General features: G+C 47.8%; 9 protein-coding genes and 1 pseudogene. All 10 read right to left on the bottom strand.

Features of this window, described 5'->3' with window-relative positions; all coding sequences use genetic code 11:
- Positions 1 to 231 precede the first annotated feature (231 nt).
- The 10 genes and pseudogenes from ISX59_RS11615 to ISX59_RS11660 all read right to left on the bottom strand — a co-directional run bounded on the left by ISX59_RS11615 (position 232) and on the right by ISX59_RS11660 (position 18,235).
- On the bottom strand, positions 232 to 2,121 hold the full coding sequence (locus ISX59_RS11615) for a P-loop NTPase fold protein (protein WP_118307120.1): 1,890 nt from the start codon (positions 2,119 to 2,121) through the stop codon (positions 232 to 234).
- A 222-nt stretch (positions 2,122 to 2,343) separates the two neighbouring features.
- Positions 2,344 to 2,733: a type VI secretion system tube protein TssD gene (gene tssD, locus ISX59_RS11620; protein ID WP_117673231.1), complete on the bottom strand. Its 390-nt coding sequence runs from the start codon at positions 2,731 to 2,733 to the stop codon at positions 2,344 to 2,346.
- Positions 2,734 to 3,064: 331 nt separating this feature from the next.
- Entirely contained in the window at positions 3,065 to 4,549 is a 1,485-nt protein-coding gene (locus tag ISX59_RS11625) for an FRG domain-containing protein (protein WP_195653325.1), read from the bottom strand.
- Positions 4,550 to 4,599: 50 nt separating this feature from the next.
- A pseudogene (locus tag ISX59_RS11630) lies at positions 4,600 to 4,761 on the bottom strand (RHS repeat-associated core domain-containing protein); the annotation flags it as partial.
- A gap of 166 nt (positions 4,762 to 4,927) precedes the next feature.
- The gene (locus tag ISX59_RS11635; protein WP_055256704.1) at positions 4,928 to 5,539 is read right to left on the bottom strand and encodes a hypothetical protein; all 612 of its coding nucleotides are present in this window, start codon (positions 5,537 to 5,539) and stop codon (positions 4,928 to 4,930) included.
- Positions 5,539 to 9,786 (bottom strand): RHS repeat-associated core domain-containing protein, encoded by a 4,248-nt coding sequence (locus ISX59_RS11640; protein WP_220575923.1) that lies wholly within the window; start codon positions 9,784 to 9,786, stop codon positions 5,539 to 5,541. The genes ISX59_RS11635 and ISX59_RS11640 overlap by 1 nt, the downstream gene beginning before the upstream one ends.
- An 11-nt stretch (positions 9,787 to 9,797) precedes the next feature.
- Positions 9,798 to 10,865 carry an ankyrin repeat domain-containing protein gene (locus ISX59_RS11645; protein ID WP_007899833.1) on the bottom strand — a complete coding sequence of 356 codons (1,068 nt, stop codon included), beginning with the start codon at positions 10,863 to 10,865 and terminating at the stop codon, positions 9,798 to 9,800.
- 11 nt (positions 10,866 to 10,876) lie between these two features.
- The gene (locus ISX59_RS11650) at positions 10,877 to 15,124 is read right to left on the bottom strand and encodes a DUF6531 domain-containing protein (protein WP_255580186.1); all 4,248 of its coding nucleotides are present in this window, start codon (positions 15,122 to 15,124) and stop codon (positions 10,877 to 10,879) included.
- A gap of 7 nt (positions 15,125 to 15,131) precedes the next feature.
- A complete protein-coding gene (locus ISX59_RS11655) occupies positions 15,132 to 16,481 on the bottom strand; it encodes a hypothetical protein (protein ID WP_149921086.1) in 1,350 nt (449 codons plus the stop codon).
- A complete protein-coding gene (locus ISX59_RS11660) occupies positions 16,478 to 18,235 on the bottom strand; it encodes a type VI secretion system Vgr family protein (RefSeq protein ID WP_195652900.1) in 1,758 nt (585 codons plus the stop codon). The genes ISX59_RS11655 and ISX59_RS11660 overlap by 4 nt, the downstream gene beginning before the upstream one ends.
- Positions 18,236 to 18,270: the final 35 nt, after the last annotated feature.

The following is an 18,270-nucleotide window of genomic DNA, read 5'->3' on the forward strand; positions in this document are numbered from 1 at the left end:
ATTCAACCGTTCCCTCTGCATGGTCGCGATGACTGGGCAGAGGGATTTTTTTGCGCTCCGGTCTGCCGACGGCTCTACTCTTTTATGGCATCCTTTCTCCCTTTATAACCTCCCGATTCCCCGCCACCACCCATTCTCATTTATAGCTATTAATATCTTCTGTTTTTAGTCAAATAGAGATAATATTCTTTCATCGCATATCCGTTTTTTGCGATACGCCATTTTTAGCTTCTACATTGGTGGCAATGTATCACTTTTGCCTTCACACCTCCTAATAGCTTCAATCAAGGCATCTTTTAATCTTATGAAGGCAAGTTTATCCACTCCTTTTGATATACTGATTTCATTACCGACCAAATCTTTCAACTTGAGTAAACAAGGAACATCTGCCTTATATCTGTCTCCCACATCTTGTAAATCATAGTCAAAATTATAATGATAAGCAAGAAATTGCGTAAAAGTATTTCTGCTTTTATTGCTTAGTTTGCAGATAGCATCAAAAAGAGCATTGGCATCTTCATATGCAAATATAGCACGAAGTTCGTATGTACAACTTTTATCTGGATAAGGCAATCTGTCTATGATTATAAGTTGTTCTACTGTTCCTTCAGTCAAATTACGCAGTGCTTTTTGCATTTGATCCGGCAACTCATTTATCTTTGATTTCATCTTCTGCAAGAAATAGTCCACAATATCATCCGTTATTGGGGTTTTGGAATCTGTGGTTACATAATTACATCCACTAATAAAAAGCCCTCTTAGCTGATAAAGTTCCTCTAAACAGGTTTGGCTATCAATCATTTCTGCTATTCTTACTTTTATTAAAGAGACATAAGCCTGTATAAAATAGAAAATGCCAATAGCGTGAAAGTATGATAGATACGCAATACTATAACCAAGTTGATAAGCATCTTTTATCTCTCTATCCAATATGGATGTTATAGTATCTTGACAAATTCTTTCAAGTTTTTGCTGCTCCATATCGAAAAAGCCGGATAGCATTTCCCAAGGTTTCAATTCTTTTTGCTTATCCCTTATCTCCGTAACAATAAATTCTACAAGTGGAGCACCTGTGATAATATATTGTATAATAGCCGTAACATACTCCGGATTTAAGACATTATAAATTAACTCCTTGTTCAAAGAGTGATATTTTTCCCTTAGATGATGTATCCTTTGCTTATCTTCATTATTATCTTGGAGTAGTGAAATCCGACAATCTCTACTCCAATTACAAATTACCTCTTTGTTCTCACTATTATTATACTCTGCATACACTGCAATAAATGACCCAAGAATATTTTTAAGAAAGATATTATCCTTTTCAACCAGCTCGGGAGGAAGTTTGTTTAAGTGGCTTTTAAAATCATATAAACATTGTCTCAAAACCCGTAAGTTATCGGATTTTGTGCACATAAAACAGGCAATAATGAAATCACGCATTTCTTTCAAATAATCGGATACCGGTACTTCGCCAAGGAAGTATTCGATGGCTTCTTCTATGTCAGGTTGTATTTCAAATTCCCTACCTATGGTCTTTTCCTTAAACTCATCCCATACAGCCTTGGGAAGTTTTTCAAGGTGGTTCTCATCTCCAATTACGACAACATGACAATTACAATGCTCTACAAAATAGTTGATAAAGCCTAACAATTCCTTCATCTCTATCAGGCACCTTTCGATGTCATCGAATATCAGAAACTTTACACCTTTTATACTGTCGTCTTTCACTTGTAGTAACGACAACGAATCCAGTGTTGCGGAAAAGGAACCATCCTCTTTAGAGTCTTCATTAAAATCCATACTTGTCTTGAAGACTACCTTACCGGCTAATTTCAAAACTCCCTTTATGAAACGCCCCGTTTTCGAATAGAAGAAAGGATTTAATTCCCTATCTATAGCTGTCTTGATGTCATTCACGCTATCCATTCCATAGGTCGAAATATAGATGGGCTTTAGCGTAATTTCCTCGTCGGTATCTGCGGTTCCATCAAACCTCTTCTTCCATTCTTTTATAAGATGAGTTTTGCCACATCCCCATTTTCCTTTCAGCATCACGGCATACTGAGGATTAGTATTATCAGCATAGCTGTTTAAAAAATCAAGAATCAAAGTATTCATACCTTTGTTATTAACATAATTCTATTTTAACTCCATTGGAAAACAAAAATGTAGCAATAAGAACATTAAATATTGAAATAGTAAACGACGCTGCAAATCCATTATCACCACATCCACAATGAACAAAGTTAGTGATATTTCTTAATACAATAATATCCAAACAACTAAATTTCATGTTTCTTCTTTGAAAGATCCAATAAAGGCTTGCAGGAATCGTCAGTCTTACCATTGATTGCTTAAATATGCGTCTCCTATCATAATAATACCCGCAGAAAATGTGATGGTGGAATACATTTGGCGTTTCCTGTCAACATTGTAAACCTCTTTGTAATATACGATATACGCATATTTGAACTCCACGACACGAAAGATTGAATTATCCTTAGTGTTGTAATAAATCACCTTGCCGCTTATCGCTTTGAAAGGACTGTTTACCATTGCTTCAAGAATAGTAGTTTCTCTGGTAGATTCAACGGTAATGGTAATACGTCCGCCAATAACATTTGTCACTGGCCTTCCTTTATTATCTGTCTTGCGGTTAAATTCAATATGTGATGAAATCACTTCTATATCCTTCCCTTGCAAGCACACGGTTGCCTTTAATTCTGCCATGCTGATCTTATTATTTATTATAAAACCAAGACATTTCGCCTTGGTTAAAGCAGTCAGACCGCTTTCAAGACAAGAAGGAGGATATCATATTTCGCAAATATAGAATTTTCCTTTGAACATAACAAACAATCAATTAAATTTATTAACCAGCAAAATCGAAGAAACTCTATTTACAGGCTATCCTCCCTTCTAAGTATTATTTATACAAAGTAGAGAAATGCTTGCAAGTTCAAGATGTACCACAAGATTAAGACTTGATGTAATTTTTTCAAGTTGAGAGCCGAGCTATCCGCGTAATAGCTCGGCTTGTTTTTTTAAAATGAGGGAAAGGTTATTTAGGTAGATGATATTTGTCCTTTATATGCTCGGCCACGTGTTCGACTTCTGGAAACAACGTTGATTTGTCTATGCCGAGAGCTTCAAGCTGCTTCCTGATTTTCTGTTTCTGCGCTTTATTGATGATGTACACTTTGTATCTGAAGTTAAGCTGTGCAGGCTTGCTTTTATTGCCATTGATACCATAAAGGAAAAATGCCCCGGACTGCCGGATTATGCGAGGATTGTCAAACATAGGTTTCACGCAAAAGACTCTTTCAATATCCTTTGAGTCAATCACATTTTGGAAATGAGGTTTCTCGTACTTAATTTCATGCAGAAGATAGGCTATGTCTGGTTCATCATTAAAATCTTCACATTCCAAATCCCGAAGGGATTCGATACTGAAATCTATTGGGCGTTTTGCAATATTGGATACAACACTCACCGCATCGCTGTCAAAATATTTAATATCTGACGTTTTAACTTCAAACCGGAATAGTTTACCGTCAACATCTTCATTTTCACATGCAAAATACAGAGCTACCAAAGGATTTGTAGTGATATCCAAGAGTCGCGTCGGCAAAGAATAATGCTGCATCTTGACCAATTTTTCAAAGGTGGATGTATATCCTTTGAAATCAGCCGGACATTGGGCAATAATATCTTTGAATATTTTATCCTCATTCTTTATTAAAAGCTCTTCTCGATAAATGGAGGGTATCAATCCGAAATTCTTATCTGACTGTCCTCGATAAAAGATATGGTAATCTATATTGTCCTCTAACTCGTTCTCAAGTTTTTCTAATAGTATTTTGATACTATCAATGTTGGATGAATCCCTCTCCGGAGTATAATTATATGCCTCGTATGAAATCTCCCATGGATGCATTCCAAAGGTCTTGACTATTTTTTCTGACAATTCACTATATGATGCAAAGCTATCATAAGTATAGCCCAGTTTCTTGCTTCTTAAATACGATGAAGTGTTGGAATCCAAAGGAACATATTTTTCTGGATTAGCGTAGAACAGAACAATGCTGAGCTTTCCCTTTCCGACACTTTTAATGTTCAATGCCGTTTGAAAAAGTCGTTCATCTACTTTCCCTTCTTTTACCTGTCTGAACAATTCCCATAATACATTTATATCATTGTTGCCCCTGATTGTCTTCCATGGGAATAGATGCACTTTCATGGGATGGGTTGTCGGGATGCCTGATACATCTGTTGGTTCTGGACAACTAAAATTTAGCTTATGCCTTAAATCCTGTAAAATTTCGACCCTTTTTTCATCGGAGTGAAACTTGTTGAGATACGCCAAGAATGTGAATGGGTCTATTTCTTGCAGTGTGATCTCTTTACCTTTTTCTGTACCATCGCGAAAACCGGTAATACCGATTTCTTTTAACTTAGATATAAGCTCTGGCTGGTTATTCTGTTTTCCAAGTAGCCATTCGGATAGTTCTTTATAGAATGGTAGCCATGTATATATTTTATCCATATCAGTTATAGTAATTTAAATTCTTATATATAAGCAGCAGGAGACAACCTCTATTTTTGTTCATTCAGGGTTACATCCTGCACATACCCACACAGAGTAGGATTATTAGCCTCCAGTCCAATCGAATCAGAAGAAATGTACATCCCCATATCCTGCGAATAGTACCTGAACCTATTGTAATGCAATCCCATTTCTTCATCCTCATACTGTCCTTGATGCCTGAGTAGGCAGAAGTACTACAATAGCTCCAAACGTATGGTAGGTGTTCGGGGAATCACCGAACACCTACGCACTATGAATGTCTTACATATTTACCTATAGACGGAACTTCCTTGTTCTGAACGTGCATTTCATAACTTCAAAATTTATACAATACATTTAAATGCTATAAATAATTTTACTATATCCATTAGTGTAAGACTGCTCAATTGTGCTTAATTCCCCATCATTGTACTTAAATAGAAAGTCGCATTCAATAAATTGATTAGATGTGTGCTCTTTTGCTTTTCTATGTACATTGAGTATCTCATCTGAAGAGTTACAAAAATAAGTGTCAATTCTATAGCCATACTTCCCAAAATTATATAACGCATCAATAAGTTCGGTTTTAGATAGAACTACCATTGTAATATTTTGCAACAGAGGAATTCCTCCAACATACTTATATATAGTAATTTTAGAGTCGATATAACTGACAAAAGAATAGTTACATATTTCTGGCGTTATATGTTCTATTACTAAAATAATCCTTCCATCATTGTCAAAACCATATTCCATTATTTTGTTTATCTTAGCGGGTTTGTTTTTGAGGAGTCTTCCTTTACGGAAGCCGTCTATTTCGTTCTCAAATGGGTATATATTATAATACCAACCTTTAGAATATACTGTCCGTTTTACACGTTCAATGTATTCGTTAAATAGAGACCCAAAGGATTTCTCATAATCTTGAAAATCCTTTTCTAATTGTTGTATTTTTATGTTTTCTTTCATTAGAATCTTATACTTTTTAATTTTTGTCTAAATTCTTCTTCACTTTTAGTCGGACTTAAGATATCATAAATAGATTGTTTATATTGTTCTGTATGAACTCTACTATGAGCTATTTCATCAATGGCAAATTGCTCTTTAACGGAAGAACTTCGTGGCAAAAAGATACCATTATCAGCATCATTTATATCTATACCAAATGCTTCCATTTTACCTCTAAGACTAACCATCCTCCAATCATTTGAATTAGACAGAACTATATGGTGTGCTGCATTGGGATAAGGTGGCTCTACTTTTCCAGCGGCGATCATGTTAGCTCGTAATTTTTGTGCGTCCTTAGAGCAATCCAGTCCCCACGGATCCATCCACGTATTCACATCCTGCACATACCCATAGAGTGTCGGGTTGTTACCCGCCAGCCCAATGGGGTCAGAAGAAATATACATCCCCATATCCGGCGAGTAGTACCTGAACCTGTTGTAATACAGTCCCGTTTCTTCATCCTCGTACTGTCCCTGATAGCGGAACGGCACGAGCGTTCGATCCCCATGGCATTCCGCCACCTTGCCGTACACATCCAGCAGCATCTCCCAGACAAGCTCTCCCTTGCTGTTGTATGCCTGCGTCGGCGTACCCAGGTAGTCATGCACTATCGTGTAGCGTTCCCCGTCCGTGACCTTCGCCACAGGCGTGAACGACGTTCCGTCATACACCCATGTCACAAGGCCCTCCGGCTTCTCCGTTCCGTCGTATTCCTCGCGTCCGGTCTCGTCCGTGACGAGCCTCGGTCTCAGGGCTTCGTCGGTGTCCCATTCGTGCAGCACCACGTTGCCGTCCCATCCGAAACGGTGCACGGTGTCGCCAGTCCTTTTTGACACCCGTCTGCCGAGGGCGTCATAGCCGAACGTTATCGTCCTGCCGTCGGGAGTCCTCACCCCGGCAAGCATACCGTTGGCCTGCCACTCGTAGCAGGTGTCGCCTTGCTGCCAGCAGGCGAACGGGTCGGTTTCAAGGCTGTTGTCCTTGTTATCAGTATCATCCGCAGAGAACAGCATACCGAGCCATCCTTTTTTTTCGGTATGCCCGTTGTTTTCCGGAACGGACACATCCCTGCGGCTCTTGTGTACGAGATTGCCCTCGCAGTCATAGCGGTAATGATACTCGCCGTCCCACAGCAGACGTCCGCCACGGTCATACTCGCGCCCCTTGCATCCGTCCTCCCGGTACAGGTTGCCCACCTTGTCGGGGGTACGGAAGACGCTCTCGTGCATGGAGTAGTCGCCCCTGACGAGGTTGCACATCGAGTCGTAGTCGAAGATGACCGGCTCCGGTGACAGGTTGCCGCGCATCGACATCAGCCTCGCGCCCACGTCCCAGCGGTAGCTTCTCCAACCCGTGTGGCGGTTGCCCGAACGCACGTGGCGCGAGCGGACAAGCCCCATGTCGTTGTAGTCCGTGGTGATCCTTATCCCTCCTGTTGTGAAACGCTCCACCTCACGCCCGGCGTCGTCCCTGCCTATGGTGCTTTCCCATGGCCGGACGTCCCCTCCGGCGTCGCCGTATGCGGACGCTTCATCCGCTTCCGGTTTCCCGACGGTGGCCTTTATCCCGCCGACAAGTCCGAGCCTGTCGTATGACAGTTCCGTGTCGGCTCCCAGTGAGCTTACCACACGGGTGCGCTCGCCGTATGCGTTGTATTCCGACTCCACCGACATGACCTCCATGAACCTGTCGCCTCCGGGAAGCCCCATCGTCTCCCTTGTCACACGCCCCATCGGGTCGCGTTCGAACACCATGCGCGCCTCACCGTTGTCGGCGGTGGCCATCAGCCCGTTCCTGTCGTAGCCGTATTCCTCTTTCGTGCCGTCGTGGTACTCGGCTGCAAGCACGCGTCCCATGGTGTCGTATGTGTAGGCGGTGCTGCGCCCCCCGGGACGATCTATGCGTGTCACACGTCCGCAACCGTCCCTGTGGTATATGCGCTCTATGCCGCCGTAGTCCTTTTCCGACGATATGTTGCCCGCAAGGTCGCGCCTGAAGACATACCCGGCACCGGCCTCGTTGACCACCTCGCGCAGGCGGTCCATCCCGTCGTAGCGGAAGCTCACCCTGTTCCCGCCTTCCTCGCGCCATGTCATGCTCCCCACGGAGTTGTAGCCCATGCGGACATGGCGTCGCGCGTCACGCGCCTCCGTGATGTTGTCATAGCTGTCGTAGCCGAGATGTATGACGTTACCGTCACGGGCGTCTATGCGCCGCAGGCGGTCCAGGGCGTCATACACGTAGAACTCCGTGCGGTTGCCGGGAGAGCTTCGCTCGATGAGCCTGCCCCTGGCATCATGCTTCCAGCCGCCGAGCAGCCTTCCGTCCTCGTGCCATGACACGAGGTTCAGCGAGCCGTCGTAGGACAGTTCGGAGCGGCGGTCCCCCTTGCCGACGCCCACGGGCTGGCCGTGGCTGTCGTAGGTGAACTCCGTGACGCCGCCGTCACGGTCTATGAAGCGGCTGACAAGGTGCGGACGCTCCGTGTCGTACAGGCGGACGGTCTTGTTGCCCTCACGGTCCACGTGGATGCTCAGCCGTCCCTTGTCGTCGTATATGTACATCTCGCCGCTGCCGTCGGGGTACGTGACACCGGTGAGGTTGCCGTCATTGTCGTAACTGTAGCCCGTGACGCCGCCCTCGGGGTCGATGGTGCGGTAAGGCTCCATGAAGTCCGTGTAGCTGTGGCGCGTCTCGTTGCCGAGCGGGTCGATCTCGGAGGTCACAAGCTGGTCGGGCGTATAGCGGTAGGTGGTCGTGCCGCCCGTGGAGTCGGTCACGAGGTTGTAGCCTTCGGACGGGTGGTACTCGATGCGCCCCTCCATCATGCCGTCCGTGCCGTAGGTGTGGACGCACCGTCCCTTGCTGTCGTATTCCCAGCGGTAGGTGTCGCCGTTGCGGTCGGTCTTCTCCGTCATCAGGTGGCCGCTATACGACATCTCCGTGGTCTTGTCCATGGCGTCGGTGATGCCCGTCATGTTGCCGGATTCGTCGTAAGTGTACGACACCAGACGCTCTTCTCCCTTGCCGGTGACGAACGACAGGCTCGTGACGCGTCCCTTCGTGTCGGTGGCGGCGTGTACCGTGCGTCCGGCAGGGTCGCTCACTCCGGAGAGCCTGCCGTTGCTGAAACGGAGCTGTATATGAAGCCCGTCGGGGTTTTCTATGCGCGTCATGCGCCACGCGCCGCCGTCCCGCATGTCGAAGCGGTATGTGAGCAGGCTGTCATGGCTGTATGCCTCGTAGCCTTTTTCGGTGCGGCGCAGCGTCACGCGTTCCGTGCGCATGTAGAACTCGCCGCCCGGTGCTATCGGCGGGAAAGCGACGGCACGTCCGTCCTCCATGCGGAGCATCGTCACGCCCTCGTCCTCGAAACTTTCCACCGTGCGGTCATAGCAGCAGTGTACGCCATGGCCCAGCCAGCCCTCGTACTCCGAATCGGAGTACCATGCCCGGCTCCATTCCAATGGAAGCGGTGACGGGAAGCCGAAGTCCGTACCCTCGTAAACCACAGCTCCGTTAACGAGGTTCACAGGCTCGAAGCCGTTCTTGCACAAGTATGCGCTCAGCTTCTTCGTCGAGGGGAAACGCTTCTGTATGTTGGTATTCTTGAGAACTTTGTGGTTGAATGTCTTTAGTGCCTTGCCAAGTCCCTTGCCTCCGAGCTTCATCAGGGAGCTGAACCCTATGCTCGCCGCGAGTCCTGTCAGCATTCCGCCCCAGTCGGGGACATAGGGGCCGCCCACCATGACGGGCTTGCCCGTGGGGACAGGGAGGGAAAAGGAGGTCGGGGCGAAAAGGCTCGGTATGAGCCGTGTCTTTCCGGCCTTGTTCTTGCCTATGCCTGCCGACAGCGGTATGCCCACGTCGTTGCACGTCATCACCATGTGACCCTTCGGACTCATGCGGCTGCCGTCGCAGAACACGGTCTGCGAGGCGAAGAAGTTCATGCTCTCGTGCCCGATCATCGAAGCCATGGCGAAAGGTCCGGCAAGCGGGATGTGCATCAGGGGGATAATCATGCCGCCCGTGTCCGAGACGCCGCGCTTCAGCCCGTTCACGCTCACGTTCGTGCCGAGGAACGGTATGTAGTCGGCGGGGTCCATCACCATACCTATGTAAGGGTGGATGGGATTGAAGGGGGGAGCTGTCGTCACATGGACGTCAACCCCGACTACCATAGTGATATGACTGTCTGCGAGTAACATGATTCATCCAATTATAATATTGGAAGAGATGTCCATTCCAATGTTTTCCATTTTTTTTTCTTCAATTTTTCTAAGAGTACAGATGTAAGTTCGTAATGAGAATTTTTTTTCTTTTTTTGAGGAATTAGAGTAAACAATGTAACTGAATTGTCATTTTTATCACATTCTAATGTTGTGTAATTATATTCAACAACATGAAAACCCGAATACTCTAATTGTGTATTATCACATATTTTATCAAGAGGAATAAATTCTCCATCGAAAAAAATACGACCATTTTGTAACCATAGAGACAACCATTCCATAATCAAATAAGGTAAATTTGAAGGTGCAATTCTTGAATATGGATTCCATCCTAATGGTAAAATCATTATAAATTCTGTTGATGGATTGCTATACCTATAATTACCTATGGTATATAAGAGTACGTTGCTGTTACTATTTGTTATTGCAATTCTATTAAATGTCCCATTTGACAAAATATTGAAGCGATTTGGTATTACTCTTCCAATATAGTAATCTATGTGGGCGGATATTCCTCCCCCATTTTCTGAAGTCCAATCATAATCCCTATTTACATTTGATAATGCTCCATTTTCAATTAGATAGTTAAATAGATGTTCATGTTTCCATATTATAGCTAAATCCAACGGACTCAGATATAATCCGATATTTAATCTATTTATATCTGCTCCACACTCAACAAGATACGCCATCATATCATAATGCCCTTTTGTGCAAGCTGTTCCAATTGCAGAAAGTTTTACTAAATCGTATCCATTTACATCTGCATTATTGTCTAATAATAATTTTACAATATCAATATTATTAGAAGATGCGGCACCTTCTAAAGGATAGAATATATGATCTTTTGTATAATTGACATCAGCGCCATAATCAATAAGAATTTTACAAATATCATATAAGCCCAATTTTGCAGCTCGATATAGCGGTGGATTTAAATTATACAATTCTCCATCATTTAAATTCAATGTGCTATTTTCTCGCAAAATTTTTTCCAAAGCAATACTATTACCTTGTGTTATGTATTTCTCAATTTTTTGATACAATTCATTCATGTTTTTTTATTTTATTTAAAACCAGTTCCAGAGAAGATCTCTCCAAGTGAACCTAATGTCTCTTTTATGGCTTCAGGGTTTCCTCTTACTTTGGATAATTCATCATATACTGTTTTAGCTGCTTTTTTAGAATGATTGCCTAATCCATTGGAAGCCCAAACAAAATTTTCAATAGAAGAATTTAAATCTATTCCGACTTCTGCTATTATATCTTGAGAGTCAGTTATCCATTTCCTTGCGTCAGCAGACCAATTAGAGGGAGCATGTTCTCTTACAATATGATGCCTATGCGGATTATACATATTTTTAGGAGCAGGTCCCATTTTTTTCATATCACTCGCACTTAAAGCGCATTTTTCTAATCCGAACAGGTCTAAGTAGCTATTGACATCTTCAACATATCCATAGAGTGTCGGATTGTTTCCCGCCAGTCCAATCGGGTCAGAAGAAATATACATCCCCATATCCGGCGAGTAGTACCTGAACCTGTTGTAATACAGCCCCGTATCTACATCCTCGTACTGTCCCTGATAGCGGAACGGCACGAGTGTTCGGTCTCCGTGGCATTCCTTCACCTCTCCGTACACATCCAGCAGCATCTCCCAGACAAGCTTTCCCTTGCTGTCGTATGCCTGCGTCGGTGTACCGAGGTAGTCATGCACTATCGTGTAGCGTTCCCCGTCCGTGACCTTCGCCACAGGCGTGAACGACGTGCCGTCATACACCCATGTTACAAGGCCCTCCGGCTTCTCCGTTCCGTCGTATTCCTCGCGCCCGGTCTCGTCCGTGACGAGCTTCGGCCTGTCGGCTTCGTCAGTGTCCCATTCATGCAGCACCACGTTGCCGTCCCAGCCGAAACGGTGTACGTTGTTGGCAGTCCTCTTTGACACCCGTCTGCCGAGGGCGTCATAGCCGAACGTGACCGTCCTGCCGTCGGGAGTCCTCACTCCGGCAAGCATACCGTTGGCCTGCCACTCGTAGCAGGTATCGCCCGGCTGCCAGCCGGCGAACGGGTCAGTCTCACGGCTGTTGTCCTTGTTGTCGGCATCGTCCGCAGAGAACAGCATACCGAGCCATCCCTTCTTTTCGGTGTGCCCGCTTTCCGGAACGGACACATCCCTGCGGCTCTTGTGTACGAGGTTGCCCTCGCAGTCGTAGCGGTAATGGTACTCGCCGTCCCACAGCAGACGTCCGCCACGGTCATACTCGCGCCCCTTGCATCCGTCCTCACGGTACAGGTTGCCCACCTTGTCGGGGGTGCGGAAGACGCTCTCATACATGGAGTAGTCACCCCTGACGAGGTTGCACATCGAGTCGTAGTCGAAGATGACCGGCTCCGGTGACAGGTTGCCGCGCATCGACATCAGCCTCGCGCCCACGTCCCAGCGGTAGCTTCTCCAACCCGTGTGGCGGTTGCCCGAACGCACGTGGCGCGAGCGGACAAGCCCCATGTCGTTGTAGTCCGTGGTGATCCTTATCCCTCCTGTTGTGAAACGCTCCACCTCACGCCCGGCGTCGTCCCTGCCTATGGTGCTTTCCCATGGCCGGACGTCCCCTCCGGCGTCGCCGTATGCGGACGCTTCATCCGCTTCCGGTTTCCCGACGGTGGCCTTTATCCCGCCGACAAGTCCGAGCCTGTCGTATGACAGTTCCGTGTCGGCTCCCAGTGAGCTTACCACACGGGTGCGCTCGCCGTATGCGTTGTATTCCGACTCCACCGACATGACCTCCATGAACCTGTCGCCTCCGGGAAGCCCCATCGTCTCCCTTGTCACACGCCCCATCGGGTCGCGTTCGAACACCATGCGCGCCTCACCGTTGTCGGCGGTGGCCATCAGCCCGTTCCTGTCGTAGCCGTATTCCTCTTTCGTGCCGTCGTGGTACTCGGCTGCAAGCACGCGTCCCATGGTGTCGTATGTGTAGGCGGTGCTGCGCCCCCCGGGACGATCTATGCGTGTCACACGTCCGCAACCGTCCCTGTGGTATATGCGCTCTATGCCGCCGTAGTCCTTTTCCGACGATATGTTGCCCGCAAGGTCGCGCCTGAAGACATACCCGGCACCGGCCTCGTTGACCACCTCGCGCAGGCGGTCCATCCCGTCGTAGCGGAAGCTCACCCTGTTCCCGCCTTCCTCGCGCCATGTCATGCTCCCCACGGAGTTGTAGCCCATGCGGACATGGCGTCGCGCGTCACGCGCCTCCGTGATGTTGTCATAGCTGTCGTAGCCGAGATGTATGACGTTACCGTCACGGGCGTCTATGCGCCGCAGGCGGTCCAGGGCGTCATACACGTAGAACTCCGTGCGGTTGCCGGGAGAGCTTCGCTCGATGAGCCTGCCCCTGGCATCATGCTTCCAGCCGCCGAGCAGCCTTCCGTCCTCGTGCCATGACACGAGGTTCAGCGAGCCGTCGTAGGACAGTTCGGAGCGGCGGTCCCCCTTGCCGACGCCCACGGGCTGGCCGTGGCTGTCGTAGGTGAACTCCGTGACGCCGCCGTCACGGTCTATGAAGCGGCTGACAAGGTGCGGACGCTCCGTGTCGTACAGGCGGACGGTCTTGTTGCCCTCACGGTCCACGTGGATGCTCAGCCGTCCCTTGTCGTCGTATATGTACATCTCGCCGCTGCCGTCGGGGTACGTGACACCGGTGAGGTTGCCGTCATTGTCGTAACTGTAGCCCGTGACGCCGCCCTCGGGGTCGATGGTGCGGTAAGGCTCCATGAAGTCCGTGTAGCTGTGGCGCGTCTCGTTGCCGAGCGGGTCGATCTCGGAGGTCACAAGCTGGTCGGGCGTATAGCGGTAGGTGGTCGTGCCGCCCGTGGAGTCGGTCACGAGGTTGTAGCCTTCGGACGGGTGGTACTCGATGCGCCCCTCCATCATGCCGTCCGTGCCGTAGGTGTGGACGCACCGTCCCTTGCTGTCGTATTCCCAGCGGTAGGTGTCGCCGTTGCGGTCGGTCTTCTCCGTCATCAGGTGGCCGCTATACGACATCTCCGTGGTCTTGTCCATGGCGTCGGTGATGCCCGTCATGTTGCCGGATTCGTCGTAAGTGTACGACACCAGACGCTCTTCTCCCTTGCCGGTGACGAACGACAGGCTCGTGACGCGTCCCTTCGTGTCGGTGGCGGCGTGTACCGTGCGTCCGGCAGGGTCGCTCACTCCGGAGAGCCTGCCGTTGCTGAAACGGAGCTGTATATGAAGCCCGTCGGGGTTTTCTATGCGCGTCATGCGCCACGCGCCGCCGTCCCGCATGTCGAAGCGGTATGTGAGCAGGCTGTCATGGCTGTATGCCTCGTAGCCTTTTTCGGTGCGGCGCAGCGTCACGCGTTCCGTGCGCATGTAGAACTCGCCGCCCGGTGCTATCGGCGGGAAAGCGACGGCACGTCCGTCCTCCATGCGGAGCATCGTCACGCCCTCGTCCTCGAAACTTTCCACCGTGCGGTCATAGCAGCAGTGTACGCCATGGCCCAGCCAGCCCTCGTACTCCGAATCGGAGTACCATGCCCGGCTCCATTCCAATGGAAGCGGTGACGGGAAGCCGAAGTCCGTACCCTCGTAAACCACAGCTCCGTTAACGAGGTTCACAGGCTCGAAGCCGTTCTTGCACAAGTATGCGCTCAGCTTCTTCGTCGAGGGGAAACGCTTCTGTATGTTGGTATTCTTGAGAACTTTGTGGTTGAATGTCTTTAGTGCCTTGCCAAGTCCCTTGCCTCCGAGCTTCATCAGGGAGCTGAACCCTATGCTCGCCGCGAGTCCTGTCAGCATTCCGCCCCAGTCGGGGACATAGGGGCCGCCCACCATGACGGGCTTGCCCGTGGGGACAGGGAGGGAAAAGGAGGTCGGGGCGAAAAGGCTCGGTATGAGCCGTGTCTTTCCGGCCTTGTTCTTGCCTATGCCTGCCGACAGCGGTATGCCCACGTCGTTGCACGTCATCACCATGTGACCCTTCGGACTCATGCGGCTGCCGTCGCAGAACACGGTCTGCGAGGCGAAGAAGTTCATGCTCTCGTGCCCGATCATCGAAGCCATGGCGAAAGGTCCGGCAAGCGGGATGTGCATCAGGGGGATAATCATGCCGCCCGTGTCCGAGACGCCGCGCTTCAGCCCGTTCACGCTCACGTTCGTGCCGAGGAACGGTATGTAGTCGGCGGGGTCCATCACCATACCTATGTAAGGGTGGATGGGATTGAAGGGGGGAGCTGTCGTCACATGGACGTCAACCCCGACTACCATAGTGATATGACTGTCCGCGAGTAACATGATTCTGTTATTTTGGGTTTCTCAGTGAGTATTCCGCATCGAGTTTGGCTGCCAGTTCCTTTGTGGAAAGCTGCCAGTCCTCGCCATATAAGTCAGACATACGTTTTGAGATTTCGTCTCTTTTTGACGAATCAAGGCTGTATGTTTTGTCAAGATAGGTAGAGGCAATAAATGAGAGATTGATAATCTTTAAGTCTTCGTCAGAAAATGAGTATCCATACTCAAATGCCTCATTTAAGATCGGTTCGTATGTAAGCCTGTCTTTTTTCAATGCCATAAGTAGTGCATAGTTGTATTCATTTACAACCTCGGTTTTCATATTGACCTCCTTGGCTATTCTGACGGCTGTCATAAATTGTTTGATGGCTTCTGTTATATCTTTATTGTAACTGTGTACAGTTCCTTTGTAATTATAGAGTTGTAACAGGATTTGTGCGCAATCCTGCTCATCATGGTATTTGGGAAGGACCAAAGCTATCCCTTTGTCAAACAAATCATGGCAGAATCCGGCTTCGCGATGAAACTTTACCATGAATCCCCCAAACATAAGGTAGGACGAAGCCATAAATGCCGTTCCGCCAATTTCACGACTTAGCCTTATCAGTTCATGTCCCAACTTCTTTGCTTCATCCTTGTTTCCTTTCGATGCCGCTTCTCCAAGTTCAAACAGGCATTTCCGATATTTTACGTTCGGATCTTGTGGATTACCTTGGGTCGCAATTTCTTTGTATGCACCGGTCATATTCTGATTGGGGATGTCTATTAAGCATATCTTGCCTTTCATTTCAGACAGCAGGATATCATAGACTTCTCTCTTTTTATAGTCAATTAGAATAAGTGCAACCCCTGCGGGCAGTCGCTCGGCAATGTCCTTTATTACTTCATTCAGAGCTTCCACATCGCCAATGCGGGATATGAAGAGGGTTATGCCGAGTAGATTGTCGTTTCCGACAAATGTCTTGAAACTTGTAACAAGACGAATATACAAGTCTCGTAGTTTATCTGCACTTAGAGAACTGACAGATGTCAACTCTGACTTAAATGAAGAAAAATCCGCCCAATCCCAATCGGGATTTTTCTCTACATCCATGGAAAACGAATCTATCCATGCTTTTATCAAGAACTTATAAAAGTCTGTTTTATCATCATAGTCAGCTTTGAAACCGACAATTATATCCGACGTGCAGCCATGTTCGGAGGCTTCAAGCCGTATGAATCCTTCTACAATTTGATAATCAGTCGGTTCGCAAACGAGACAATAAATCTTTGCATCGGGAAATTTCTCCCGATTTTCAATCCATAAGTCCTGTACGTTGCTGATTCTTATGGCTATCGGATTATGTTCGTTGTTTATCATGGATTAAAATTAAGTAAACCGCCTTTTATATTTGTCATCGCAGAACCATCCACATCAACGGTTGCTCCCGTTGCTTTCAGTGTTGCAGATGCTTTTATATCTATCGTAGCTGCCTCTTCCTTAATGGACGTATCACTTTTTATTTTTGCCTCGGACTTACCTTCAAAAGTGGATGTCTTACCAAGTACCTCAACCTCTGAATCGGCTTCAATTCTTATCTTTTCATCAGCAAGTATCTCCAATTCTTTGGAATGGATGGTTATTTTGTCCTTTGCATCAATGGTGATGGTATTGTCACCGTTCAAGATGATTGTGCTTCCGGTCGGATCTGCAATGGTAACACTTCCTTTTTCATCATCAAGCGTTATGGTACAACCGCTGCGGGTGGTCAGGCTTTTTGTTTTGTTTGAACTGCCGCCACCGGTGCCTGACTTTCCATGGAATAAGCTGCCAAGTACAAACGGACGGTTCGGGTCATCATATCTGAATGCCACCATGACTTGGTCTCCCTTTTCAGGTATGAATACAAATCCTCTGTTTGTGGGCACTTTGTCGCTTGTACCTGCGTCAGGAGTGAGCACCCGTATCCACGAGGTTTGCATCGGGCCGGTCTGCCAGTTCATCTTGACTTGGACGCGGCCTAACTTTTTCGGGTCCTCGTTGCTGACAACCACGGCCTGCTGTGTATGAGCGACAGGCAGAGGTACATCCGGGCATGGAAGGGTGGGAATAGAGGACGGAAGTGCGGTGAAATAGTTCTGGTAACTGTCACCCATACCGGCTACGTGGGTTATTTCCGTAATGATATAGGTGCCGATGCTATTTTTTACGTGGATACCTATTCCTGTATGGATAGCGGTATGAACATCTATGATACTGCCCACCGTGAGGATGCGGCAATCGCTTTCCCCGGTGATGAAACTGGATGCGGCGCTGTCGCTTTGCTGCCTGCGTTGGAAATAGGCGTCAAGTTCACCCTTATTGGTTATGCGCGGTTCCGCCCGTTGGACAGCGGGAGCAGTAAACAAAGCCAATGATGAGTCAAAGGCCGCTTGTCCTAATGTGTTTTGTCCGGCTGCGGTATCGGGGGATTGGCCATTATAGGTCTGGTCGTTCACCGAATGGTAAGAACTTCCCTTTATTGGTCGGGCAAGTGCCTGCGAGCAGACATCGAGCACGGATAGTTCCTCGCCGTATGTCAGCTTGGTCGTCGAGCCGGCCTGTGGCTTCCCGAATACAAGGTTCTGTCCGTCGTAGTAGAGCCATTCCTGATATTGGCGGGCAAGCCGTTGTATGAATCTGAAGTTGGTTTCCTCGTACTGGCATTCGTATTCCAGCTTCGATTTCGTTTCCGGATTGACAAGAGCTTGCACTCCCGCCTTGTCTGTAAGTTCCTTAACGATGTCAGACAAGGATTTGTTGCACCATGAGGCACAAGTGTGGTCTGACTCCAATAGGAATGTTGACGAATATCCCGTCACTTTTATATTTCCGTGTGTTCCACCGGAACGATGAAGTCCCACCATGGTGGCCACGCCGACAAAAATAGTGCCGCCGAAGTCCATGATTACTTTTTTCCCAACCCAGTCTTTTGACGCCTCCGGGATTTCCACACCATAGGCTTCTATGGCTTGGATATCCAGCGTTATCTCAAAGTAGTGATGCTCATTGATGCTCTGTTTGAGCATCAACTGCACAAACGACGGCATGGGTATGCCGGCTATTTCCAATGTGACTTTTTTTTGTTCCAGCATGGCGGCATTATATTTGACGGTTTATATCCAAATTG

This window comes from Bacteroides sp. FSHCM14E1 (assembly GCF_019633785.1).
In the GTDB taxonomy this organism is placed as follows: domain Bacteria; phylum Bacteroidota; class Bacteroidia; order Bacteroidales; family Bacteroidaceae; genus Bacteroides; species Bacteroides hominis.